At 65.8% G+C, this 22,111-nt stretch carries 18 protein-coding genes and 1 pseudogene; 9 read left to right on the top strand and 10 right to left on the bottom strand.

Annotated features, from left to right (window positions below; translation table 11 throughout):
• Positions 1-552 (bottom strand): annotated as a pseudogene (locus IWX75_RS06260) (IS1380 family transposase); the annotation flags it as partial.
• Positions 553-675: 123 nt separating this feature from the next.
• On the bottom strand, positions 676-1,374 hold the full coding sequence (locus tag IWX75_RS06255; protein WP_196821349.1) for a hypothetical protein: 699 nt from the start codon (positions 1,372-1,374) through the stop codon (positions 676-678).
• A 128-nt stretch (positions 1,375-1,502) separates the two neighbouring features.
• Here IWX75_RS06255 and IWX75_RS06250 point away from each other — a divergent pair, with 128 nt between their 5' ends.
• A complete protein-coding gene (locus IWX75_RS06250) occupies positions 1,503-1,991 on the top strand; it encodes a DUF3515 family protein (RefSeq protein ID WP_196821348.1) in 489 nt (162 codons plus the stop codon).
• An 18-nt stretch (positions 1,992-2,009) separates the two neighbouring features.
• Positions 2,010-2,858 (top strand): SMP-30/gluconolactonase/LRE family protein, encoded by an 849-nt coding sequence (locus IWX75_RS06245; RefSeq protein WP_196821347.1) that lies wholly within the window; start codon positions 2,010-2,012, stop codon positions 2,856-2,858.
• Positions 2,859-2,873: 15 nt separating this feature from the next.
• Here the strand turns inward: IWX75_RS06245 and IWX75_RS06240 are convergent, their stop codons facing one another.
• Complete coding sequence (locus IWX75_RS06240; RefSeq protein ID WP_196821346.1) at positions 2,874-3,803, bottom strand: LysR family transcriptional regulator; 930 nt, start codon at positions 3,801-3,803, stop codon at positions 2,874-2,876.
• 206 nt (positions 3,804-4,009) lie between these two features.
• Here IWX75_RS06240 and IWX75_RS06235 point away from each other — a divergent pair, with 206 nt between their 5' ends.
• Positions 4,010-4,735 (top strand): LysE family translocator, encoded by a 726-nt coding sequence (locus tag IWX75_RS06235; protein ID WP_196821345.1) that lies wholly within the window; start codon positions 4,010-4,012, stop codon positions 4,733-4,735.
• Positions 4,736-4,938: 203 nt separating this feature from the next.
• The gene (locus tag IWX75_RS17660) at positions 4,939-6,537 is read left to right on the top strand and encodes a DUF222 domain-containing protein (protein WP_334684142.1); all 1,599 of its coding nucleotides are present in this window, start codon (positions 4,939-4,941) and stop codon (positions 6,535-6,537) included.
• An 87-nt stretch (positions 6,538-6,624) separates the two neighbouring features.
• On the opposite strand, the gene IWX75_RS06225 is transcribed toward IWX75_RS17660, so the two are convergent.
• Both IWX75_RS06225 and IWX75_RS17655 read right to left on the bottom strand, forming a co-directional pair.
• Positions 6,625-7,605: a PKD domain-containing protein gene (locus tag IWX75_RS06225; RefSeq protein WP_196821344.1), complete on the bottom strand. Its 981-nt coding sequence runs from the start codon at positions 7,603-7,605 to the stop codon at positions 6,625-6,627.
• Positions 7,606-7,607: 2 nt separating this feature from the next.
• Positions 7,608-8,312, bottom strand: a complete 705-nt coding sequence (locus IWX75_RS17655) for a DUF6318 family protein (protein ID WP_334684141.1) — start codon at positions 8,310-8,312, stop codon at positions 7,608-7,610.
• Between the two features lie 156 nt (positions 8,313-8,468).
• Between IWX75_RS17655 and IWX75_RS06215 the strand changes: the two genes are divergently transcribed.
• Positions 8,469-9,512 carry a glycosyltransferase gene (locus tag IWX75_RS06215; protein WP_196821342.1) on the top strand — a complete coding sequence of 348 codons (1,044 nt, stop codon included), beginning with the start codon at positions 8,469-8,471 and terminating at the stop codon, positions 9,510-9,512.
• 133 nt (positions 9,513-9,645) lie between these two features.
• Complete coding sequence (locus tag IWX75_RS06210) at positions 9,646-9,876, top strand: DUF3072 domain-containing protein (protein ID WP_196821341.1); 231 nt, start codon at positions 9,646-9,648, stop codon at positions 9,874-9,876.
• A 95-nt stretch (positions 9,877-9,971) separates the two neighbouring features.
• On the opposite strand, the gene ribA is transcribed toward IWX75_RS06210, so the two are convergent.
• On the bottom strand, positions 9,972-11,372 hold the full coding sequence (gene ribA, locus IWX75_RS06205) for a GTP cyclohydrolase II (RefSeq protein WP_196821340.1): 1,401 nt from the start codon (positions 11,370-11,372) through the stop codon (positions 9,972-9,974).
• A 111-nt stretch (positions 11,373-11,483) separates the two neighbouring features.
• The gene (locus IWX75_RS06200) at positions 11,484-12,386 is read right to left on the bottom strand and encodes a LysR family transcriptional regulator (RefSeq protein WP_196821339.1); all 903 of its coding nucleotides are present in this window, start codon (positions 12,384-12,386) and stop codon (positions 11,484-11,486) included.
• A gap of 146 nt (positions 12,387-12,532) precedes the next feature.
• Between IWX75_RS06200 and IWX75_RS06195 the strand changes: the two genes are divergently transcribed.
• The 3 genes from IWX75_RS06195 to IWX75_RS06185 all read left to right on the top strand — a co-directional run bounded on the left by IWX75_RS06195 (position 12,533) and on the right by IWX75_RS06185 (position 18,973).
• Positions 12,533-16,045, top strand: a complete 3,513-nt coding sequence (locus IWX75_RS06195; protein ID WP_196821338.1) for a bifunctional proline dehydrogenase/L-glutamate gamma-semialdehyde dehydrogenase — start codon at positions 12,533-12,535, stop codon at positions 16,043-16,045.
• A 332-nt stretch (positions 16,046-16,377) separates the two neighbouring features.
• Positions 16,378-17,775, top strand: coding sequence for an 8-oxoguanine deaminase (locus IWX75_RS06190; RefSeq protein ID WP_196821337.1), 1,398 nt, complete (start codon positions 16,378-16,380; stop codon positions 17,773-17,775).
• 88 nt (positions 17,776-17,863) lie between these two features.
• Positions 17,864-18,973 carry a YeiH family protein gene (locus IWX75_RS06185; protein WP_196821336.1) on the top strand — a complete coding sequence of 370 codons (1,110 nt, stop codon included), beginning with the start codon at positions 17,864-17,866 and terminating at the stop codon, positions 18,971-18,973.
• A gap of 97 nt (positions 18,974-19,070) precedes the next feature.
• Here the strand turns inward: IWX75_RS06185 and IWX75_RS06180 are convergent, their stop codons facing one another.
• From IWX75_RS06180 to IWX75_RS06170, 3 genes are all read right to left on the bottom strand, one after another.
• Positions 19,071-20,222 (bottom strand): D-alanine--D-alanine ligase family protein, encoded by a 1,152-nt coding sequence (locus tag IWX75_RS06180; protein ID WP_196821335.1) that lies wholly within the window; start codon positions 20,220-20,222, stop codon positions 19,071-19,073.
• The gene (locus tag IWX75_RS06175) at positions 20,219-21,268 is read right to left on the bottom strand and encodes an NAD(P)H-dependent glycerol-3-phosphate dehydrogenase (protein WP_196821398.1); all 1,050 of its coding nucleotides are present in this window, start codon (positions 21,266-21,268) and stop codon (positions 20,219-20,221) included. Before IWX75_RS06175 ends, IWX75_RS06180 begins: the two co-directional genes overlap by 4 nt.
• Positions 21,269-21,348: 80 nt before the next feature.
• On the bottom strand, positions 21,349-22,107 hold the full coding sequence (locus IWX75_RS06170) for a lysophospholipid acyltransferase family protein (RefSeq protein ID WP_196821334.1): 759 nt from the start codon (positions 22,105-22,107) through the stop codon (positions 21,349-21,351).
• Positions 22,108-22,111 lie beyond the last annotated feature (4 nt).

The raw sequence follows: 22,111 nt of genomic DNA, 5'->3' as shown, positions 1-22,111 counted from the left end.
GATCACCGGTGCGGTCGTCGTCGTGGAGGCGGTTGCGAGGAGGGCGTTGATGCCGCGGACTCCGGAGTACCCGAAACCTGCACCCTGCTTCTGGTACCCGTGGACCTCGATGATCGTGTCGTCCACATCTACGAAGGTGTACTCGTCGTCGGCAGACGCCGGGACGATAGGGGCTTCCTGGGCGAGGTTCACCAGCAGGCGGGATGCGACGGCGTCGAGCTGGCGAACGTGTCCGAAGGTGAAGGAGCGCAGGAACGATCCCAATGTCGACGGCGCATAACAGGAGCTGAAGAGCTTCCTCATTCCACCGTGCCGCAACAGGGCCATGTCGTCGATCGAGTCCGCACCGGCGATCATCCCCGCGACGAGGGAGGAGACCTTCAGGCCGGCGTTCGCGCCCTTGTCCGTCGGAACGGTCAACCACTCATCGGCGAGGCTGCGAAGGCCGGCGTTCTCGGCCAGACGCATCACGGGCAAAAGCCCGGCGGTCGACACGAGATTCGGGTCATCGAACAATGCGACAGCAGACCTGGAGGCGTGAGAAACTTGCACCTGCGAGATGCCTCTCTTCTCGGGCTGAATAGGACCTTCGACAAGCTCTATTTTCCCTGACTAGACAGGCATTCTCCGTTTAACGCGCCGCCCGCACCTCACACCCCATCGGTGGATCGAGGCTTAGTGCTTCCCAGCCCGTCGACGTCGTGCTGCCACAGCGGCCACGGCTGCCGCGCCGATCAGGAGGACTGCACCGATCACCCAGACCAGCGGCGACACTGCGGTGGACCGCTCGGCCTCCAGGGCTTCGGGGGTGGCGGATGCTGCTCTCGACGTTGATTCCGACGGCGTTCCCGCTGCTGTACCGGCCGACGCGGGGGTGGCGCCAGTCAGGCTCGGTGCCGGCGTTGCAACCGCGGTCGGCGTCGACGGCCGGTCGGTGGCTGGAGCTGTGACAGTCGCAACGGGTGCTGGTGCTGGTGCCGTCGGTTCCGCAGACGCCTCCACGGTCGGCTCGACAGGCAGGGCGGGGCTGTTCGCCAGATCGATCACTTCACCGGTGGCCGCATCGTATTTGAAGCCCGTGTAGATGAGGCTGACCGGCAGCAGGAGGTATCCAGTGCTTGCCTCGATGAGGTGACCGGTCGGCGGATGGATGAGGTAGCCCGTGCTGCCCTCGATGTCGAAGCCCGTGGCCGGGTCGACCTCCGGCGAAGGGTCGGGGGCCGGCGCCGGCGGAGCGGGAACGCCGAAGGTCGTCTGTGTGTGCGGCTCATCCCCGTGCTCGGCGGCTCCGGCGGAAGTTGCTCCGGCCGTGGCCAACAGGATTCCCGCAAGGACTACCGATGTCGTACGCCTGACTACTGACTTTCGCTGCATGTTCGCTCTCTTATGGACTATCAATTGTGGCGCGCAGAAAGCACGTCCCCCAGAAGTTTACTTCTGTCCCTCTCGTAACAGTGCCAGCCGCGGAACGTGTCGCCCGGGCTACCAACTAGGCTGGGTTCATGCCCACCCATACCCGAGTCCAGCGCCTGTGGGTGCCTTTCGCGGCGCTGCTCCTGGCGACCACAGCCTGCGCGCCCGTGGTCAACGTCGAACCCGCCGTCGACGCCGCCAATGCCGCCTGCGCGGAAGTCATGGTTGCCCTGCCTCCCCAGGTCGCGGAGAACGAACAGCGCGAGACGAACAGCCAGGCGACGTCCGCGTGGGGTGATCCGTCGAAGGTGGTCCTGCGCTGTGGCGTGGAAGTTCCCGGTCCCACCACTGATCCCTGTGTCTCGGTCAACGACGTCGACTGGGTGCTGCAGGAGGGCGACACCGCCTGGACCGCCACTACGTACGGTCGCGATCCTGCGGTGGAGGTTCTCTTCAACCCGGACGAGGTGGCCTCGAGCACCGTGCTGGTGGAGCTGGGTGGACCGGTGTCGGCGATCGAGCAGGACCGCGAGTGCATCAGCCTCTCCGATCAGCTGGACCTTCCCGCAAGTGGCTGACGATAAAAGGAGCGCAGGATGAAGGCAGAACAGCTCACCGACGTATGCACTTATCACGGCGAAGGGCCCTACTGGGACGCGCGGATCGGCTCGCTGCTCTTCGTGGACATGCTGGAGGGCGACGTTCTGGTGCGGAGCGGCGACGGCACGCTGGCGCGCCACCCCGTTGATCCAGCGGTGGCCGCTGCTGTGCGCGGGCGGTCGTCCGGAGGCTATGTCATCGGCGTGGAGAGGGGTTTCGCCTTCGCCGATGCGTCGTTTTCCACGGTCGAGGCAGGGCCTGTCGCCTTCACCGACCCCTCGGTGCGCATGAACGACGGCGGGTGCGATCCCCGTGGCCGCTTCCTCTGCGGATCCATGGGTTCATTCGGTACGGGCGCCCTGTACTCGCTGGCTCCCGACCATTCGGTGTCGACAGTGCTGACCAGTGTCTCGACCTCCAACGGGCTGCACTGGAACGCGGCCGGCGATACTGCCTTCTACACCGACACCCCCACGCAGCGGATCGATGCACTGGATTACGACGTCGAAACCGGCCGGTTCGGCGGCCGGCGCACCTTTGCACTGGTCGACCCCTCGCTCGGGGCCCCCGACGGCATGGCGATCGATTCCGAGGGCGGCATCTGGACAGCGTTGTACGGTGGCTCCGCTGTTGTCCGGTACGACCAGCAGGGCCGGTTGAGTGAGCGCATCGACGTGCCGGCCAGCCAGGTGACGGCCTGCGCTTTCGGCGGCGACGACCTGCGCACCCTCTTCATCACGACGTCTCGGCAAGAGCTCGACGACGGGGCTGAGCCCTTGGCGGGGGCACTTTTCTCGGCAGCTGCGGGTGTTGCGGGAGCGGCACTGCCCCTGTTCGCGGGGTAGGCCTTCCTCTGGTGGTCACAACTGGTCAACGCGCCGGGTATGCGGAGCTCTGGGTTGGTCAGCTATCTCGCGCAGCGCGGTGAGCGCGGTATGGATGAGGCGGGCACGGACTCGGTGGGCGCGGGTGAAAGCGACGATCCGACGACCGACCGTAGGTCCGGCGAGGGAGCGGACGCTGAGATTGTCAGGCATGCCGGTGAGGGCAATGGACGGGATCACGGTCACCCCCAGGGCGGCAGCGGCGAGGCTGAGTGCTGAATGGTGGTCGTCCAGGCGCGCAACGTATCGCGGAGTGAAACCGGCTGTCGTGCACGCACGGGCGATGATTTGTCCCGTAGGGCCGTCGTTGATGTCGTGATCGATCCATGGCTCGTCGCGCAACTGAACCATTTCCACCACCTCCTGGACGCACAAGGGGTGGTTCGCCGGTAGCACCAGGTGCAGTTCTTCCTCGATCAGGACGTGGCGCTGGTAGCCGTTGAGGTTCACAGGATCTGATTCGAGGGCCTCGTTGCGTATCTCGATGTCTGGTTGTCGCCGTCCGCCGCTTGGGTGGAGTTCGTTGATGCTGATCTCGACCACGGTTGTCGGGGAGGCAGTCCGTAGGACGCCCACGACGTGCGGCATCCATGCCTGAGCCACCGAGGCGAAACAGGAGAAAGTGATCCGTTCCGCCCGACCCACCCGGAGGTCTGCCACAGTGCGGTCGAGGCGTTCAAGATCAGCGAGGGCCCGAGTGCTTTCCTCCGCCAGGTGAAGCGCAGCGGGCGTGGCCTCAATACCGCGGCCGCTCTTCTCGAAAAGGACCAGTCCGGTCTGCCTGGCCAGGACCCGCAGGTGCTGGCTGACCGTCGCGGGGGTTAGGTGCAAGCCGGCAGCGGCACCATGAACAGAACCCGCGGAGATCACTGCGCGCAGAATGACGAGCCGATGAGGATCCAACATCAGCTCACTGTATGGCGTTGACTGCCAATCGTGCATATATAACTGCTGGTGCCATACATGGCGACGGTGACACGATAGATCTACACGCGCTCGTAAGTCCTCACGACGTAACGTGTCCCTTTTTCTTGATACTCATGCCGGCCTCAACGCGCGTGTGCGCGTTGCCCGTTCTTGACGTCCCGACGCTCCATCGAAAGGCCGTTCCCGTGAACACATCGAACTATCTTGCCCTCCTGGGAGTGGCCTTCATCCTGGCCATCACACCTGGCCCGGACACGCTGCTGACACTGCAATACGCGCTGCGTCAGCGGCGGTCCGGCCTCTTCGCTGCTCTCGGATCAGCATCAGGAATTTTCGTATGGGCGGCCCTTGTGGCCGCCGGCGTTGCCGCCTTCCTGCAGGACTCGCCCGAGGCCTTCCACACCCTGCGTCTCCTGGGAGGCGCCTACCTGTTCTACCTCGGCTACCGCGCTCTCACAGCCCATGCCCGCTCAGCAATGAGAACGCCCGTCGCGGCAGAGGTGCTCGTCGGAGCCGGCGCATCACCACCGAGGGCCCTGGGGGTTGAAGGGACGGCGGAAGCACCTTCCGCCGTCATCCAACCCGTGAGTGCCGCACGAACCGGCTGGTCAGCATTCGGTGCCGGAGTGGTGTGCTGCCTCACCAACCCGAAAACGGGCCTGTTCTTCCTCGCCCTCATACCCCAGTTCACCCCCGCCAATACGAATCCCCTGTATGTCATCGCCGTCGTGGGTGGCACCGTCGCAGCAGTGATCGGTGGTTACCTGGTCATCGTGGCCCTTGGGGCTCACACTGCCGGCGCCTGGCTCAATAAGCCCTCAGTCACCCGATGGATCGAACGCATTTCGGGAATGGTCTTCATCGCGCTGGGACTCATGACCACCATTCCTGTTCTCACTGCGCTGATCTGAAATGGAGGAGAGTATGGCCCACGCATGCTGGTTCCGGTACTCCTCCTACCCTGCTGCTGATCCGTGTCGGCGCCCTCAGTTCGTCCAGGTCTACCTTCAGCGCATTCGAAATAGGCGGCGCGTTGACCGGTCGAGACCAGACTAGGTTTTCGTCCTGACCCGGGGCCGCCAGAAATGTCAGAGGCAGGTGGAATGCTGGGTTTATGGAAGCGGGAGGGCTCGGCGACGACGGCGGGGTGGCTGGTTCGCTGTTCGATCCGCCGACGGATCCGCTACTGGATCCGCTGCTCGGCCCGCCCGCTCAGGATTTGGACCTGGATGAGGCAGTGGACGCCCTGCAGCGGATGCAGGTAGTGAAAAGCCAGGCCGACGCCCGGACCGTACAGCTGATCGAGCGGATCCGAAATCTCACCACCGACCGTCTTCATGCCCGCACCCCTGGTAGCACGACGAACCACGACACCACGGTTCCGGGATTTCGCCCTGTCTCCGACAACCTCGCCGATCACCTCGCTGCTTCCGAAATCGCCTGCGCCCTGCGGTTACCGGAGCGCACGTCCCGGCTGCTGGTCGACCAGGCCCACCTGCTGACCCGCCATTACACCCCCACTCTTACCTCCCTCAGCCGGGGCGACATTACCTGGCGCCACGCGGTGACCATTGTGGAGCAGTGCGTGGGACTTCCCCCGCACGTGGCAAAGACCCTCGAACACGCCCTGCTGCCCACCGCTGCAGACACCACTGTCGCCAAGACCGCGCACCGTGCCAGGATCCTGCGCGCCACCCTGCACCCGGACCACCACGCCGACCGGGCCACCGCCGCCGTAGCCCACCGTCGGCTGGATGTCACTCCGGACCATGACGGCATGGCGTGGCTCAGCATCTACCTTCCGGCCGAACACGCTACCGGCATCGACAACAGAATCACCACACTTGCTCGTGCCCTTCAGACCCCCGATGAAAAACGGAACCTCGCCCAGCTCCGGGTGGATGTCCTCACCGACCTACTCACCCACACCTGCTCTGCAGGCCCGCCCCGACAGCAATCCGCCGCATCAGGTTTGGGTGGTGCCGGTGCTTCAGGTAGCTCCTTCGGTGCAGGCTTGGGCGGCGCCGATGCTTCAGGTAGTTCCTTTGGTGCAGGCGGCTTCAGCAACACCGGTGCTTCAGGTAGTTCCTTTGATGCAGGCGGCTTCAGCAGCACCGGTGCTTCAGGTAGTTCCTTTGGTGCAGGCGGCTTTGTGGGGTCGGGGGCACCCGCCGGTGAACTTGGAGTGCCTGCAGACGTTTCCGAGGGCTGGGGCAGCTCCCTGGGGTACCGGGGTATTACTGCGCACGTGAACGTCACCGTACCCGTGTTGACCCTGCTCGGCGTCGACGACGCACCGGCAAATCTCGAGGGCTACGGGCCCATTCCGGCGCATATCGCCCGGCGTCTGGCAGCCCACGCCCCGTCCTTCACACGGATCCTCACCCACCCCGAGACAGGGGCGATCCTCAGCCTGGGACGTACCAGCTATGTGGTCCCGGCCGACCTTCGGAATTGGTTGCGTATTCGCGACAAAACCTGCCGGCACCCCGGCTGCAACCGAGGGGCGATCAACTCCGAGATCGACCACACCACGCCCTGGGCTCACGGCGGCGAAACCAGCCACACCAACCTCGGACACCTCTGCCGGTATCACCACGCCCTGAAAACCGCCGGCCACTGGCACTACACCCAGCCCATACCGGGAACCATTGTCGCCACCTCGCCAGCCGGCAGAACCTACACCACCTACCCCGAGGCGATCCCCGCCTAACGTGGCCCACCAGTCTCACCAGCCCCACCGGCCCGCGGAAGTCTGCAGACTCCTGCTCATTGCTCGTGAGTCCTGGAAAGCGCGACGCTACCTGCCAACCGGTGGTTGACAGCCGACACCGGCTGGATTCTCGAAGCAGTTCTGGGACACGTTGTGGCCCTCGGTACGCCAGATACTCATGACATGCGGGGCGGAAGCAACACTGGCCTGGCCAGCTACGGGTTGGAACGGACCTCCGTTCACGGAGTAGTCGCCGGCGAAGTACGTAGTTAGTGTGACCGTGTAGTCCCCGGTATCGAGGTACTGGTGGCTCGTCCGGGTCTGGGTGTCGAAGCCGTTGCCTGCAACAGGCCCTCCAGAATCCGTCGTCACAACACTGGAACCGTCGCCGTAGTTCCATTCATAGGACACGGGCCATGCGCGAAGGTTGATTTGCGCGTCTCGGAACTCGAAGGCGAACTCCTGCTCCTGTGCCTGCGCATATACATTGGAATGAGCATTTTTCAAACCGAAATTCTGCGGCTGGGAAATGACCACCGACTGGATTATTGGCTGACTCTGGAATTCGTCAATACTGATGATGATTGGAGCCTCGGCGGGCTCTCCCTCAACCGGCGGTTCCGGCTCCTGCCCGGGATAGATGCACGAAGAGCGGCCGGTGGGAGTCTGTGTCGGTGGAGCAACGTTATTGTTGACTTCGATCCAGTTCACCAGCACCCCGTCTTCCTCCGCTGTGCACCTGGCGTTGAGCCGGACACAGGTCGCCGAATCAAGACTTTCACCGATATCGCTTGTGCATGCGCGTTCATAGATGAGCGAAAAACCGTCATCGAGGGCAGGGAGGGCAGCAGGTAGGGCAGACGGGATCGGAGCGTCAGCGCCGTTAGGCGCTACCCCTTGGTCATCGCCCAACAGGGTTTTGACGAAAGTGTCGACTTCGGCTGTGCTTCCTGCGAATCCGGCATTCGAACCTTTCTCCGCCGCGTGAACAGGCGGAACGATGGTCACTGTAAGCGCAATCAGTGCGGTAGAGCAGAGCAATCCCACCCTTAAATTCGCTTCAAACACTGTTATGTTCCCTCCGGAGCACCGAAGTCGAGCATCACCCAACGGCCGGCATCAAATACCGCTATTGAGGTATTTACGGTCTGAGGAAGCGCATCGGATGTGGATTCCAGAATTCCATTGCTGCCGAAGTAGCTAAGAGAAGACTGCTCTATCTCTACGAATGAGTTGTATGAGCCGTAGATGTTCTGCACGAAATCTGACGCGATTGAATTCACCTTCACGGCTCCGCCTACTATCCAACCCTCAGAACCGTATCGAACTGCTACCTCTTCTTTGATATTTGCGCAGGTTCCACAACCGGGATCCGTGACTGCGTCAAAGGTGGTCCAGTCGTTAGTTGCATATCCGTAGTTGAAGAGTTCAAACCAGTACCGCGTGAAGGCCTCCAGGCCCTCCTTGGTATTTTCATCGGCCAAGGGAGGCTTCACAGGCACCGGCAGGTTCGCAGCAGGCCCGTCCGACGAAGCCGGAGTTGGCTCGGGCACAGCAGGGGCATTGGAGGTTGAAGGGGATGGCGTGGGCGTCCCCGGCTGTGTCGTCGTCGGACTTGTCACAGGATCCGCCCCAGGATCGGTACCCTGACACCCGGTGAGGAACAGGGTGCCAGCCACCGCGAAGGCTGCGACCGGTAGTCGGATTCCTGCAACAAAATTCGCTCGAAGCACTGGTGTCCCCCGTAGGTGGTGCGGCGAATGCCTGCAACGCATTCCTTACACTAGGCGCAGAACACGGAAAGGGGCAGTGTTATCCACAAGGCAAACGCAGGCTTCGAAGGACATATGTGCCGCCCGAGAACTGCGGTACGCGTGTGACCCAGATCGATCGCAATGCACTGCGTTCACGCAATCAGGAGGCACACCGAAGTGGTGCTATCAGCGGAATACATCCTTCCCGTGAAATGGGCGGACACCGGGCCCATCCATGAACTCGCGGCCTACCTGGAGTCGCTGCCGGAGTGGTTGGACATCACCGTGGTCGACGGCTCGGAACAGCCCTATTTCGAGCAGCATCGGCGCCACCTGCCGCAGCGGGTGCGCCTTCTCCGGCCCGGCGCCCCAACGTTCAGCACCAGCAATGGCACCGGCAATGGCACCGGCACTAACAGAGGCACCAGCACCGGTAACGGCACCGGCACCGGCACTAACACCACCACGGGCAACGGCAAGACCTTCGGCGTCCTCACGGGCATCGCCCTAGCGCGGCATGAACGCCTTATCCTCGCCGACGACGACGTCCGCTACGGATCCGACGAACTCGAATGCATTGTCGCGCTGCTCGATGACGCAGACCTCATCCGTCCCCAGAACTATTTCGCGAAACTGCCGTGGCACGCCCGCTGGGACACCTCGAGAACCCTGCTCAACCGCGCCTTCGGTTCCGACTACCCGGGCACCCTAGCCCTTCGAGGATCAGTGCTTGCCGGCACCAACGGATACAGCCCCGACGCCCTGTTCGAGAATCTCGAGCTCATCCGCACCATTCAGGCACTGGGCGGAAGGGAAATTCGGGCCGATGACCTCTTCGTCGTCAGGCTCCCACCGAGCGCAAGGCACTTCCTCGGCCAGCGGATCCGGCAGGCCTACGACAGCTTGGCCCAACCGGGCCGTCTCGCCGTCGAGCTCTCGATCCTCCCGTTCATCCTGGCCTCGGCATCGAAGCCCGGGCGGCTGCTCGCGGGAGCTCTCGCCGTCGTCGTAATGGCCGAGACAGGTAGACGGAGGAACGACGGCGGCGCCGTGTTCCCGCCCAGTTGTGCCCTGTGGGCGCCCGTGTGGGTGCTTGAACGCGGCATCTGCAGCTGGGCGGCCGTTGCCAGCCGCTGCCGCGGAGGCGTGCGCTACTCCGGGGGAAGGCTGAAGCTTGCTGCCCATTCGACAAGGTGGCTCCGAAGAAACCTGACGCACTAGCGACGAACGCCGGGAACGTGCAGCTGCCGAGCCGCACGGAGGCTTGCAGCACTCGAGCCGGCTCACAGAAACCACAGAAACAGAAAGTAAGTAGACTGATGGTTCAACTGCACGACAACCGATAGGAACCGACATGGCGGACACACTAGGCAGCCCCAACCCTGAGCCCAACAGCGGCATCAACCGCGATCCCGAGGACTGGGTCACCGGCGACGAGCCCATGACCGCGGCTCAACGCAGCTATCTCGACACCCTCGCGCGTGAAGCAGGCGAGGAGATTCCAGCTGATATCAACAAAGCCCAGGCCTCGGAGCACATCGACCGACTCCAGAAGAAGAGCTCGCGGGTTTCCGACTCCGAGTAGAGCCTGCGGGCGGCGGTCGAACCGAATCGAACAGGGGCGGCCCGAAGTAGGGGCCAGTGCGGCAGCGGACGCGTTGAACCTATCCCCCGAGGAAGCTAGACCGACGCCCCGAAATTGAACTCGGTGCACACATCCTGGCCGAGCAGGAAACGGCGGACCGGCGCTGTCCGCGCATCAGCGAGCGCTTCGGACCCGGTGAAGCGGATGCCCGGCACACCGTCGCCCACAAGCACCGGGGCCGTCGTCAGGTACAACCGGTCCAGGCAACCCCCGGAGAGGAAGCGCGAAACGGTCTTGCCGCCGCCCTCCAGAAGAACCTTCGCGAAACCCATCTCCCGCAAGGTACTGAGGACTGCTGCCGGTTCGAACCCTCCGTCGCCCACGCGCACGACGCTCACGGAACGGGCGAGATCGTCCGGCACCACGGCGTCCACCCCGACCATCCACACCGTTGCAGCTGCGTCGTCGGTCAACACGCGGGCCGTAACGGGCGTCGAACCGCTCGGGTCTAGTACCACGCGCGCCGGGTTGGGCCCGCGGACGGATTGGACCGTGAGCGAGCAGTCGTCGGCGAGGACGGTGCCCACCCCCACGACGACGGCGTCCACCAGCGCCCGCAGCCGGTCGAGGTGTCCGTGGTCCTCCCCCGCTCCGGGGAAGCTGTCATCCCCGGACCTCGAGGCGATGAAACCGTCGAGGCTCTGACGCAGGTGGGCAAGCACCAACGGTCCCTGCGTCGCCGCGATGAAACCGTAACGGTGAACGAGGTCCTCGTCGTCCACCCCGCCGGCCACAGGGTGGGCGAAGCCTGAGAGCAACTGCTGCCAGACGTCGTCGCCCGCCGGCCTGTCATGACGCATGCGGGCGCGCTTGGTGGCAAGGTACGCGGCGTTCTCCGCACGCTCGGGAACGGCGAGGCCGCGCCGCTCCACAACGGTGATGCCGAGCTCTTCGAGTGCCTCCTGCTTGGCGGGATTGGCGGACAGGAGACGGATCCTTGAGACACCAAGATCCTGCAGGATGTCAGCAGCCTGGTTGTAGTTGCGTGAATCGACCGGCAGCCCCAGCGAGGTATTCGCATCCACTGTGTCGACGCCGGCGTCCTGCAGCGCATAGGCCTTCAGTTTGGCGAGCAGACCGATACCGCGGCCCTCATGGCCCCGCACGTACACCAGCACGCCATGACCCTCTTCGCTGATGGCATGCAGCGCGGCGTCGAGCTGCTCGCCGCAATCGCACCGGTAGGAGCCGAGCGCATCGCCCGTGAGGCATTCGGAGTGGACGCGCACCAGGGGCGCACTGGAGCGGGCACCACCGGAGAGAATCTCACGGGACGCCGGTTCCTCATCGATGCCCCGCATCAGCGCAACATGCTCGATGTTTTCGGCGTCGCGGTAGCCCACCAGCCGGAACAGTCCGTACTTGGTGGGCAGGAGGGTCTCGGCCACACGCTCCACAGTGGCGGGGACTGAGACCGGATCTAACTGAGTGGGCATCTGTCTACCTTAATCGGGGATCACCACGGACGCCGAAAAGCATGACACCGCAGCTACTTGTGCAACGTCGGGACCTGCCGCTTTATTGCTCAATTCCGGCGGGCGGGGACGTCAGACGGCGACGACGGCGGCTGCCCGGGCGAGCACCTCGCGGCAGGTTCGCAGCGCCGGCCGCTCCGCACTGGCCTTCCTCGCCGAGGTGAAGATGGACCGTCGCGGGTTCTCCGGGAGGTCGAACAGCTGCACCGTGGTCTCCCGGCCGGTCCACATGAGGTCCGGCATGAGGCCAACGGCGTTGCCGGACTCGATCAGGCGGATCTGCGCCTGGAGGTCGGCCGTTTCATAGCGCACGTCAGGCTCGAATCCTGCGAGCCGGCAGGCCTGCTCAGCCCAGTGCCGCGAGGCAGCACCACGCGGCTCCATCACCCAGGCCGACCCTGCGGCGTCGACCACGCTCCGGATCTCCCCGCCGTCCAGCCCGGCAGGCGGAACGGCAAGCCGGATGGCGTCGGTGGTGAGCGGGAGGTGGTCCAGTTCGGCATGCCGGGGCGCCGCATGCCCCGGGTACTGTTCGGCAATCACCAGGTCGAAGTCGCGTGCGAACGTCTCGTACAGCGCCGTCTCCGGCTCACGCTGCACCATTTCCACCCGCACTTCCGGGAACTCGCGCGTCATCATGGTCAGGGCATCCGGCATGAGGGCCAGCGCCGCCGATTGGAAGACAGCGATCCTCACCGTCCCCGCCACGGTGGTTTGGGAGGCTGCGAGATCCGCCTCCGCCCGGTCGAGGGTCTCGAGGAGAGCTGCGGTGTGGGCCACCAGCACCTCGGCCTGCGGCGTCAGCATCACCCGTCGGCCGCTTTTGCGCAGCAGTTCCACCCCCACTTCCTTCTCAAGCAGGGCCAGCTGCTGGGAGACCGAGGAGGGGCTGTAGCTCAGGGCCGCGGCCACCTCGGCAAGGGTTCCGCGGATTTTCAGTTCCCGCAGCAATCGCAGCTTCCGGACATCGAGCATGCGGCTGTCCAATTCGTTAGCAGAAGTGAAGATGAATGGTGAATAAAGGCCACTTTTGCTAATCGTACGCCGCGTTCATACTGGAGGAAAGCGTCGAAAACTGAGGAAACAAGGGATGTTTCCGGGTAAGAGAACGGACCCGCACTATGACCACCCAGCTTCCCAGCCGGCAGGAAACCATCCTTCCCCCCGCCGGCCCCGTCGACTCCGGAGCTGCGGGCACCCCTGCAGACCGGCGCGACATCCCCGACCGCCTCGCAGGAGAGACCGTCGCCCTGGTGCGCCGCTGGCTCACCGAGGCCTCCCAGGTGCCCGTGGACGCCTCGGCTGAACAGCTCGCCGGCGTCCTCAAGGACCCTCACGGCCTCGAGTTCACGGTGGGATTCGTTGACGGCGTCATCCGCCCGGAGGACCTGTCCGTCGCAGCCCGCAATCTGGCAGCCATCGCACCGAAGGTTCCCTCCTTCCTCCCCTGGTACATGCGCTCCGCCGTGAAGGTGGGAGCCGCCGTCGCGCCCGCGCTGCCGCAGGTGGTCATCCCGATTGCCCGGAAGGTGCTGCGGGAAATGGTGGGGCACCTCATCATCGACGCGTCGGACAGGAAGCTCGGCCGGTCGATCGGCAGGATCCGCCGGGACGATGTCCGGCTCAACGTCAACCTGCTCGGCGAGGCGGTGCTCGGGGAGAACGAGGCCGAACGGCGCCTCGACGGCACGATGAAACTACTGGCACGGCCCGACGTCGACTACGTGTCGATCAAGGTGTCCTCCACCGTGTCGCCACATTCGGCCTGGGCTTTCGAGGAGGCCGTGCAGCATGTGGTGGAGAAACTCACCCCCCTGTACGAGCGCGCAGCCGCCGCTCCGAAACCGAAGTTCATCAACCTCGACATGGAGGAGTACAAGGACCTCGACCTGACCATCGCGGTCTTCACCGCCATCCTCGACAAGCCCGCTTTCAGGGACCTCGAGGCCGGCATCGTGCTGCAGGCCTACCTGCCCGATTCGCTCGCCGCCATGATCCGGCTCCAGGAATGGGCAGCGCAGCGGCGTGCCGACGGCGGCGCCGGGATCAAGGTCCGAGTGGTCAAGGGCGCCAACCTGCCGATGGAGCAGGTGGAAGCGTCCCTCCACGACTGGCCGCTCGCGACGTGGGGCTCGAAGCAGGAATCGGACACCCACTACAAGCGCGTGCTGAACTATGCGCTGCAGCCGGACCGCATCGCCAACGTCCGCGTCGGCGTCGCCGGGCACAACCTCTTCGACCTCGCCTTCGCGTGGCTGCTGGCCGGGGAGCGCGGCGTGCGCCACGGCATCGAGTTCGAGATGCTGCTCGGCATGGCGCAGGGGCAGGCCGAAGCAGTCAAGAAAGATGTCGGTTCACTGCTGCTCTACACCCCGGTGGTGCACCCGAAAGAGTTCGACGTCGCCATCGCCTACCTGATCCGGCGGCTCGAGGAGGGCGCGAGCCAGGAGAACTTCATGTCGGCGGTCTTCGAACTGTCGGAGAATGAGGCGCTCTTCGCCCGTGAGGAGCAGCGCTTCCTGCGGTCTCTCGACGCATTGGACAACACCGTCCCGGGGCCGAACCGGACGCAGGACCGGAACCAGAAGGAACTCCCTGCACCTGCCGACAGCTTCGCGAACACACCGGACACCGACCCCTCCCTCCCCGCGAACCGCGCCTGGGGTCGCGCCGTGCTGGAGCGCGTGGAAGCCTCGGAGCTGGGCAAGGCGCTCGTCGAGTCGACCACCGTTACCGACCCGGCCGCGCTGGGTGCCGTCATCGGAACGGCCGTTGCTGAAGCCGAGGCCTGGGGCGGCCTCACGGGCGCCGACCGCGCCGCCGTCCTGCACCGCGCCGGGAACGCCCTCGCGGCCCGCAGGGCCGACCTCATGGAGGTCATGGCGTCGGAGACGGGCAAGACGCTCGATCAGTCGGACCCGGAGATCTCAGAGGCAATAGACTTCGCGCACTTCTATGCGGAGCTTGCGCGCGGGCTCGACGACGTCGACGGCGCCACCTACGTCCCGTCGAAGCTCACCGTCGTCACACCTCCGTGGAACTTCCCCGTGGCCATTCCCGCGGGATCCACCCTCGCCGCGCTGGCTGCCGGATCCGCTGTGATCATCAAGCCGGCCACCCAGGCCCAGCGCAGCGGATCGGTGATGGTCGAGGCGCTGTGGGAAGCGGGTGTTCCCCGCGGTGTCCTGCACCTGGTCCAGCTCGACGAGAAATCGCTCGGCACCCAGCTCATCTCGGACGCCCGCGTGGACCGCGTCATCCTGACCGGCGGTTACGAGACCGCGGAGCTCTTCCGGTCCTTCCGCGAGGACCTGCCCCTGCTCGCCGAAACGTCGGGAAAGAACTCGGTCATCGTGACGCCGAGCGCGGACTTCGACCTCGCGGCCAAGGACGTTGCCTACTCGGCCTTCGGCCACGCCGGCCAGAAGTGCTCCGCGGCCTCGCTCGTGATCCTTGTAGGAAGCGTGCGCGAGTCGCGCCGGTTCCGGAACCAGCTCGTGGACGCCGTCACCTCCCTGAAGGTGGGCTACCCCTCCGATCCGGCCACGCAAATGGGCCCAATCATCGAACCGGCCGCAGGAAAGCTCCTCGATGGCCTCACGACGCTCGGCGAAGGCGAGATGTGGCTGGTGGAGCCGCGCCGGCTCGATGAGTCGGGCCGCCTGTGGAGCCCGGGCGTCCGCACCGGCGTCAAGCGTGGTTCGACGTACCACCTCACCGAGTACTTCGGCCCGATCCTCGGCGTGATGACCGCTGAAACTCTTGAGGAGGCCATCGCCATCCAGAACGAGGTGGATTACGGCCTGACCGCAGGGCTCCACTCGCTGAACCGTTCCGAGATCGAGGCATGGATCGGCAGCGTCCAGGCCGGAAACCTCTATGTGAACCGGAGTATCACGGGAGCGATCGTGCAGCGCCAGCCGTTCGGCGGCTGGAAGAAATCAGCCGTGGGCGCGGGCACCAAGGCCGGTGGGCCCAACTACCTCATGGGACTGGGCGGCTGGGAAAGTCGCGCGTCCACTGTATCGGCAGAGCCGGTTCCGGCCGCGCAGCCGCTCCTCGAGGCGGCAGCGGCTGCAGCGGAGGAGTCGGGGCTCGACGACGGCGACCTTGCGTTCCTGCAGCGCTCCGCCGCGTCCGACGCCACGGCCTGGGCATCCGAATTCGGAACGGTGAAGGATGTGTCGGCTCTGTCCGCCGAACGGAATGTGCTGCGGTACCTGCCCCTGCCGGTCACGGTGAGGCTTTCCGAGGGTGAGCCCGTGGCAGCACTCCTCCGGGTGCTCCTTGCTGCAGCCGCAGCAGGCTCGGAGGTGCGCGTTTCGAGCGCCGTCGAGTTGACCAGCGCCGTCGGCACCACGGCGCGCCTGATGGCGGCCCTGGTCACCGTGGAGGACGACGCCGCCTGGCTTGCCTCCGCGGCCCAGCACGACGCCGGCCGTATCCGCCTCATCGGGGGAAATGCTGCAGCCCTGGCGGCTGCGACCGGGGGGCGGCCGGACATCGCGGTCTATTCCCAGCCGGTCACGGAGGCCGGACGCGTCGAGCTGCTGCCCTTCCTTCACGAGCAGGCGGTCAGCATCACCGCGCACCGCTTCGGGACGCCCAGCGAACTGGCGGACGGTGTGATCTAGGAGGTTGCCGGAACCGCTATCAGTAGGCTGGGCGGTCACCGCACCTGAAATGGACAGGCGCACCGGGATTACCGGTGCGCCTGTCGTTCATTAGGGTGCCTGTCGTGTTCAGTTGGGCCCGCAGTTCTCGGGTCGGCCTGTCGTTCTCCGGACCGCATGTCGTCCTTCGGCTCGGCAGTCGGGTCGGCAATCGGGTCGGCGTTGACGGGTTGGACCCCAGCCCCTAGCCTTGTTCCGTACTGCACCGGCCACCGGCCGCGGTACGCCTGGATCAGCAGACAGGGCCTAACTGAGCTGAACAACCATTTGGTCGCTACCAGGCAAGGATCACCATGACCCACTCCCCCTCCGGCGCGCAACTTCCCGCCACCCACGCTCCAGCAGGCCACCTTCCAGTCGGATCCCGACTGTGGATCCGGAATCCCCAGGCGGCCTTCACCGCCAACTCCCTCGATGCCTCGGGTGGTGTCGTCGTCAGTGGGGGAAAAATCGCGGAGGTGCTGGCGGCGGGCGAGCAGCCGTCGTCGCCCTGCGACGAGACGTTCGATGCCGGCAACCATGTTCTGCTGCCGGGGCTGATCAACACCCACCACCATTTCTACCAAACCCTCACTCGCGCCTGGGGCCCGGTGGCGAACGCCCCGCTGTTCCCGTGGCTTCAGCACCTCTACCCGGTGTGGGCACGGCTCACGCCGAGGGACCTCGAACTGGCCGCAACTGCCGCGCTGGCCGAACTGCTGCTCTCGGGCTGCACCACTGCGGCCGATCACCACTACCTGTTTCCGGACGGGATGGAGCACGCTATCGACATCGAGGTCGAGGCGGTCCGCCGACTCGGCATGCGCGCCACCCTGACCCGTGGGTCCATGACACTGGGACAGGACGACGGCGGCCTGCCGCCGCAGTCGACAGTGCAGGCACCGGAGGTGATTCTGGCCGACAGCGAGCGGCTGATCGGTCAGTACCACGAGCGCGGCGACGGCGCCGTCATCCAGATTGCGCTGGCCCCGTGCTCGCCGTTCTCCGTCACGAAGGAGATCATGGTCGAAAGCGCGTTGCTGGCCGAACGGCTCGACGTGCGGCTCCACACGCACCTCGCTGAAACACTCGACGAGGAGGACTTCTGCCGGAAGATGTTCGGCCTGCGGACCGTGGACTACCTGGAAAGCGTGGGCTGGCTGGGTAACAGGACCTGGCTGGGCCATGGCATCCACTTCACCGACGACGAGATCGCCAGGCTGGGAGCTGCAGGCACAGGCGTCGCCCACTGCCCGACATCGAACATGCGGCTCGCATCCGGCACGGCCCGGGTTCTGGAGCTGGAGGACGCGGGCGTCCCCGTGGGGCTGGGCGTTGACGGTTCGGCGTCGAACGATGCCTCGAACATGATCCTTGAGGCACGCCAGGCTCTATACCTGCAACGGCTGCGCTACGGCGCGCAGGTTCCGGTGGAGCGAGCGCTGAATTGGGCGACGAAGGGCTCGGCCGCAGTGCTGGGCCAGCTGGCTCCGGGCATGCAAGCAGACCTGGCACTGTTCAAACTGGATGACCTGCGGTTCTCGGGGAGTCACGACCCCATCGCGGCACTTCTTCTCTGCGCCGCAGACAGGGCCGACCGCGTGATGGTCGGCGGGACCTGGCGCGTGGTGGACGGGCAGATCCCGGGTCTTGACATCGCCGGTCTGATCGCGGATCACTCGGCTGCAGCGCGGAAGCTCATCGCCGGCTAGGTGTAAACACCGGGCCGCGGCAAGCTTCCCGTGAAAGAATCGCGGGGAGCATGTGCGCTCATCCATCGATCCCGGAAGGCAGCCCTCCATGCCCCCAGCACTGTCCAGTCGCGTAGCCGATCTGCGGACGCGCTCCGGACCGCTGGTGCCGGGACTGGTTGTCGTGGCAGCAGGGGTCGCCGTCGCCGTCTGGCTGGGATCCGTCCAAACCGTCATCGGTTCCCTGGTCATCGCACTGGTACTCGGAGTGCTGCTCGGCAACTCCGGCCTGTACAGGCCGGCCCTCCGGCCGGGGGTGAAGGCGGGGACGAAGAAGCTGCTGCGCGCCGGCGTCGTGCTGCTGGGCCTCCAGCTCGCCCTGCCTGACATCCTGGCGCTGGGCTTCCAGGTTCTCGTCCTGATCGTGGTGTGCGTGGCGCTGAGCTTCGCCTTCACCCTCTCCGTAGGGATGCGGCTGGGGCTCACGCGGGCGGGTGCCACCCTGATGGCGGCCGGATTCTCCATTTGTGGGGCCTCGGCCGTTGCCGGCCTGCAGGGCATCGTGAACGCGGACGACGACGAGACCGCCAGCGCGGTCGCCATGGTCACGCTGTACGGGTCGCTGATGATTCTTGCCCTGCCCCTTCTCAACGGGCTGCTCGGGCTGAGCGGGGAGAGCTTCGGGATGTGGTCCGGCCTCGCCGTCCACGAAGTGGCGCAGGTGGTGGCCGTCGCCGGCACCGCCGGCGCGACGGCACTCGCTGTCGCCACCGTGGTCAAGCTGGGGCGGGTCCTGATGCTCGCACCGGTTGCGGCGGTGACATCACTCGGCGAACGACGTCGGGCTGCCATTGCGGACAGCCGACGAACGACAGCTGAAGGTACCGGAACCAACGCCTCAAGCGCGGAGAGCACAGCCGACGGGCGCACGACAGGCACCACCTCCGGGGCTACCAGCACTCCGATGGTGCCGTTCTTCGTGCTCGGATTCCTCGCGATGGTGGCCCTGCGGTCAACCGGGCTGGTCCCCGAACCCGCCCTGCAGGCAGCATCCGTTGCCGCGACACTTCTTCTTGCGGCCGGCATGTTCGGGCTCGGAGCCGGCATCGATATCCGCCAGCTCCTTCGGACCGGTCGCCGCGCCGTCGTGGTCGGTGCCCTGTCCACGGGGTTCCTGGGGGCCATCTCGCTCGCGGGCGTGCTCCTGATCCAGGCCTGAGCAGCCCGGCTCCTGAAGCTACCGGTGACTGCGTTGGCGGAGCCAAATCCGACCAGAGCCTGGAGCTACCGGCGTCTGATGCGACCAGGGCCCGACGCTACCGAAGGCCGGTGTTCCGGCCCAGCGCGAGACCGATCAGTTCATCGATGAGGTCCGTGTACCCGAGGCCGGATTTCGCCCACATCTGCGGGTACATGCTGATCGGTGTGAACCCGGGCATCGTGTTGATCTCGTTGATCAGGAGCTCCCCGGACGGGGTGTAGAAGAAGTCCACCCGGGACAGTCCCTCGGCGCCCACGGCGTCGAACGCCTGGGCCGCCAGGGTGCGCACTCGAGCAGTTACGTCGTCGGGCAGGTCCGCCGGGCAGCTGAGCTCGGCGGCGCCGCCGTCCACGTACTTCGCCTCGAAGTCGTACCATTCGTGGTCGCCGGGCTGCACTGCCACCTCGCCGGGCAGCGACGTGCGGGGGTCAGCGTTGCCGCGCCCCTGGAGCACCGCCACCTCGATCTCACGGCCCACGATGCCGGCCTCGACAATCACCTTGGGGTCGAAGGTCCGGGCGAGTTCCACCGCTGCCGCAAGCTCCTCGATCCGCTCCACCCTGCTGATCCCCATCGAGGACCCGGCCCGGGCAGGCTTGACGAAGACAGGGAATTCAAGTGCTGCCGCGCGCTCGAGGCACGCGGCGGCGTCCCCACTCCATTGCCGGTCAGTGAAAACCTCGTACGGTCCGACGTCGAGCCCGGCCCCGGCGAAGACCACCTTCATGAAATGCTTGTCCATGCCCACGGCCGAGGCCAGCACTCCGGCACCCACGTAGCGGATGTCCGCCATCTCGAGCATGCCCTGCAGCGTACCGTCCTCACCGAACGGCCCATGCAGCAGCGGAAGCACCACGTCCACGCCGCCGAGGCTGCGCGGCACCGAGTTCGGCGCGGTCACCAGAAGTTCCTGTCCCGCGGCGGCATCCGGGCCGGACGCAGTGCCCATCACCACTGATTCCGGGGATGCAGGGACCTCGGGAAGGGTGTCGGAGCGGAGCGACCAGAGCGCGGGGTCGGTCGCAACCAGCGACCACTGGCCGTTCCTTGCGATACCCACGGGAACGACGTCGTACTTCTGCCGGTCGATCGCCTGGAGGACACCGGCGGCAGTCACGCAGCTGACAGCGTGTTCACTCGATCGGCCACCGAAGAGAACAAGGACACGCGGCTTCCGCGGCGGAGCGGCAACGGCAGGGGTAGTCACAGGGAGTGTTCGCCTTCCGGCTTGAGGTCGCGGGCCAGCAGGCGGGGACCAAGGTCGTCAACGGAGATCGCACCCTGGAGAACCGCCACCACGTTGTCGGTGATGGGCATGTCGACTCCGAGGTGGGTGGCGAGGTCGAGCACGGCCTGGGCCGACTTGATGCCTTCCGCCGTCTGGTTCATGCGGACGGTCACCTGTTCGAGGGTGAGTCCCTGGCCCAGCAGGTGTCCTGCTGTGTGGTTGCGTGACAACGCCGAGGAGCACGTGGCGATCAGGTCGCCCATGCCGGCCAGTCCCGCAAGCGTCTCCGCCCTGCCGCCGAGGGCAACCGCGAGGCGCGTGGTCTCGGCGAGGCCGCGGGTGATGACCGACGCCTTGGTGTTGTCACCCATCCGTCGCCCTTCGCAGATCCCGACGGCAAGCGCGATGACATTCTTGACGATGCCGCCGATCTCCACACCCACCACGTCGGTGGAGGTGTACGGGCGGAAGTAGGTTGCGGTGCACGCTGCGGCAATCCAGGAAGCGACCTCGTGATCCGGGCACGCCACGACCGAGGCCGTCGGCTCGCGCCGTGCAATCTCGAGGGCGAGGTTGGGCCCGGACACCACGGCGATGCGGTCCTCCGGCAAACCGAGTTCCTGCGCGATCACCTCACTCATCCGAGCGTCGGTCCCGACTTCAAGACCCTTCATCAGGGATACGACGACGACACCCTCCGGCAGGAGCGGCTTCCAGCCGGCCAGCTGCGCCCGAAGCGACTGCGCCGGCACCGCGAGGATCACGAGCTCCGCGTCCTCGAGCACCAGGGCGACATCGGCTGAGGACGTCAGGTTCGCTGGAAGTGCTGTATCGCCGAGATACCTGCTGTTCCGATGGGAGCTGTTGATCTCGTCGGCGACCGCGGGACGGCGGGCCCATAGGCGGACCCGGCAGTCGCTCGAGGCGTCGGCGACGACCTTCGCGAAGGTGGTCCCCCAGCTTCCGGCCCCCAGGACGGCGACGCGCACCGGCTGACCCGAGCGAACCGGCGAATTCGATTGCACTGACTGATCAGCCAGCTCCGGCCGGTCTGATCGCCCGGGCTGGTGGTCGGGCTCAGCTCGGCTGCCGTGAGTATCGTTCGTCACGCAGCACCCTCACCGTTGGCAGGGGAGTCCCGGCCCGTTCGTTTCTGCTGCCGCGCGGTGGCATCCCACCGCTGCGCCGGTGGATCCTCCTGGCGCAACTCGGCCAGCAGAGCAGTGATGGCGTCGAGAATCCGGTCGGTGGCGGCGTCGAGGGTGGCACGCGTGATGGGCTTGCCGTCGAACTCGCTGAGATCCACCGGCTCTCCGACCAGCACCCGGGAAGTCTTCCGCGGGAACAGGTAGAAGCGCTTCGCGTAGGGCGGGAAGACTTCCTGCGCACCCCAGTGGGCCATGGGCACCACCGGCGCCTTCGTCTGCAGGGCAAGCCGCGCTGCTCCCGTGTGCCCCTTCATGGGCCACAGGGCGGGATCACGGGTCAGCGTCCCCTCGGGGTAGATGATGATGCCGCCTCCGCTCGCAATGGCGGCGCGGGCCGCCTCGAGCGACCTGTTGGCGCCCGCCGTCGTCCGCTCTACCGGCACCTGCCCGATGATGCGCAGCAGGGAGCCCATCACCGGCACCTTGAAGAGCGACGCCTTGGCGAGGAAGTGCGGCATGACGCGCTGGTTGAAGAGGAAATGCGAAACGATCAGCGGGTCGATCTCCGTGACGTGGTTCGGACACACGATGAAACCGGAGTCCCGCGGAAGCTTCTCGGTTCCCCGCCACTCCTTGCGCATCATCAGGTTGAGCAGTGGCCGGACAGTGATGCCAAGAATGCTGAAAGTAACCCGCGAAGCAGCTGAATCGGTCATGACT

Origin of the sequence: Arthrobacter sp. CAN_A6, assembly GCF_015751715.1 — a bacterium.
In the GTDB taxonomy this organism is placed as follows: Bacteria; Actinomycetota; Actinomycetes; order Actinomycetales; family Micrococcaceae; genus Arthrobacter_D.
The sequence above is the reverse complement of the archived record's forward strand: the minus strand, read 5'-3'. Positions and strand labels throughout refer to the sequence as shown.

Bases quoted from the DNA above. Each gene is read 5' to 3' on its own strand.
- IWX75_RS06185 (WP_196821336.1), top strand. From the start codon at position 17,864: ATGCCCCCAGCACTGTCCAGTCGCGTAGCCGATCTGCGGACGCGCTCC.
- IWX75_RS06240 (WP_196821346.1), bottom strand. From the start codon at position 3,803: ATGTTGGATCCTCATCGGCTCGTCATTCTGCGCGCAGTGATCTCCGCG.
- IWX75_RS06200 (WP_196821339.1), bottom strand. From the start codon at position 12,386: ATGCTCGATGTCCGGAAGCTGCGATTGCTGCGGGAACTGAAAATCCGC.
- IWX75_RS06250 (WP_196821348.1), top strand. From the start codon at position 1,503: ATGCCCACCCATACCCGAGTCCAGCGCCTGTGGGTGCCTTTCGCGGCG.
- IWX75_RS06170 (WP_196821334.1), bottom strand. From the start codon at position 22,107: ATGACCGATTCAGCTGCTTCGCGGGTTACTTTCAGCATTCTTGGCATC.
- IWX75_RS17655 (WP_334684141.1), bottom strand. From the start codon at position 8,312: ATGCGTTGCAGGCATTCGCCGCACCACCTACGGGGGACACCAGTGCTT.
- IWX75_RS06255 (WP_196821349.1), bottom strand. From the start codon at position 1,374: ATGCAGCGAAAGTCAGTAGTCAGGCGTACGACATCGGTAGTCCTTGCG.
- IWX75_RS06245 (WP_196821347.1), top strand. From the start codon at position 2,010: ATGAAGGCAGAACAGCTCACCGACGTATGCACTTATCACGGCGAAGGG.
- IWX75_RS06195 (WP_196821338.1), top strand. From the start codon at position 12,533: ATGACCACCCAGCTTCCCAGCCGGCAGGAAACCATCCTTCCCCCCGCC.
- IWX75_RS06210 (WP_196821341.1), top strand. From the start codon at position 9,646: ATGGCGGACACACTAGGCAGCCCCAACCCTGAGCCCAACAGCGGCATC.
- ribA (WP_196821340.1), bottom strand. From the start codon at position 11,372: ATGCCCACTCAGTTAGATCCGGTCTCAGTCCCCGCCACTGTGGAGCGT.
- IWX75_RS06190 (WP_196821337.1), top strand. From the start codon at position 16,378: ATGACCCACTCCCCCTCCGGCGCGCAACTTCCCGCCACCCACGCTCCA.
- IWX75_RS17660 (WP_334684142.1), top strand. From the start codon at position 4,939: ATGGAAGCGGGAGGGCTCGGCGACGACGGCGGGGTGGCTGGTTCGCTG.